This window comes from Rhizobium sp. 'Codium 1' (assembly GCF_020889605.1).
Lineage (GTDB): Bacteria > Pseudomonadota > Alphaproteobacteria > Rhizobiales > Rhizobiaceae > Allorhizobium > Allorhizobium algae.
Genome location: NZ_JAJGPW010000016.1, coordinates 1 through 1,011, shown reverse-complemented (window position 1 = coordinate 1,011; position 1,011 = coordinate 1). Strand labels below are relative to the sequence as shown.

Sequence of the window (1,011 nt, the reverse complement as noted above, 5' to 3'; positions counted from 1 at the left end):
CAATCATCCCATGCGGCGCGTCATTTGTTTTTTCAAGCAGAAGACGGCATACGTGATTAGCGAGTGTCTCGTGGGCTCGGAGATGTGTATAAGAGACAGCCGTATGGCAATGAAAGACGGTGAGCTGGTGATATGGGATAGTGTTCACCCTTGTTACACCGTTTTCCATGAGCAAACTGAAACGTTTTCATCGCTCTGGAGTGAATACCACGACGATTTCCGGCAGTTTCTACACATATATTCGCAAGATGTGGCGTGTTACGGTGAAAACCTGGCCTATTTCCCTAAAGGGTTTATTGAGAATATGTTTTTCGTCTCAGCCAATCCCTGGGTGAGTTTCACCAGTTTTGATTTAAACGTGGCCAATATGGACAACTTCTTCGCCCCCGTTTTCACCATGGGCAAATATTATACGCAAGGCGACAAGGTGCTGATGCCGCTGGCGATTCAGGTTCATCATGCCGTTTGTGATGGCTTCCATGTCGGCAGAATGCTTAATGAATTACAACAGTACTGCGATGAGTGGCAGGGCGGGGCGTAATTTTTTTAAGGCAGTTATTGGTGCCCTTAAACGCCTGGTTGCTACGCCTGAATAAGTGATAATAAGCGGATGAATGGCAGAAATTCGAAAGCAAATTCGACCCGGTCGTCGGTTCAGGGCAGGGTCGTTAAATAGCCGCTTATGTCTATTGCTGGTTTACCGGTTTATTGACTACCGGAAGCAGTGTGACCGTGTGCTTCTCAAATGCCTGAGGCCAGTTTGCTCAGGCTCTCCCCGTGGAGGTAATAATTGACGATATGATCATTTATTCTGCCTCCCAGAGCCTGATAAAAACGGTTAGCGCTTCGTTAATACAGATGTAGGTGTTCCACAGGGTAGCCAGCAGCATCCTGCGATGCAGATCCGGAACATAATGGTGCAGGGCGCTTGTTTCGGCGTGGGTATGGTGGCAGGCCCCGTGGCCGGGGGACTGTTGGGCGCTGCCGGCACCTGTCCTACGAGTTGCATGA

1 protein-coding gene and 2 pseudogenes are annotated in these 1,011 nt (G+C 49.4%); 1 reads left to right on the top strand and 2 read right to left on the bottom strand.

The features are described from left to right. Positions 1-541 (top strand): CatA-like O-acetyltransferase (locus tag LJE98_RS20080; protein WP_229577029.1); only part of this gene is annotated, 541 nt, incomplete at its 5' end. A 200-nt stretch (positions 542-741) separates the two neighbouring features. Here LJE98_RS20080 and LJE98_RS20075 read toward each other — a convergent pair. Continuing rightward, positions 742-843, bottom strand: a pseudogene (locus tag LJE98_RS20075) (GNAT family N-acetyltransferase); the annotation flags it as partial. Beyond that, positions 807-1,011, bottom strand: a pseudogene (locus LJE98_RS20070) (hypothetical protein); the annotation flags it as partial. The pseudogenes LJE98_RS20075 and LJE98_RS20070, both read right to left, overlap by 37 nt.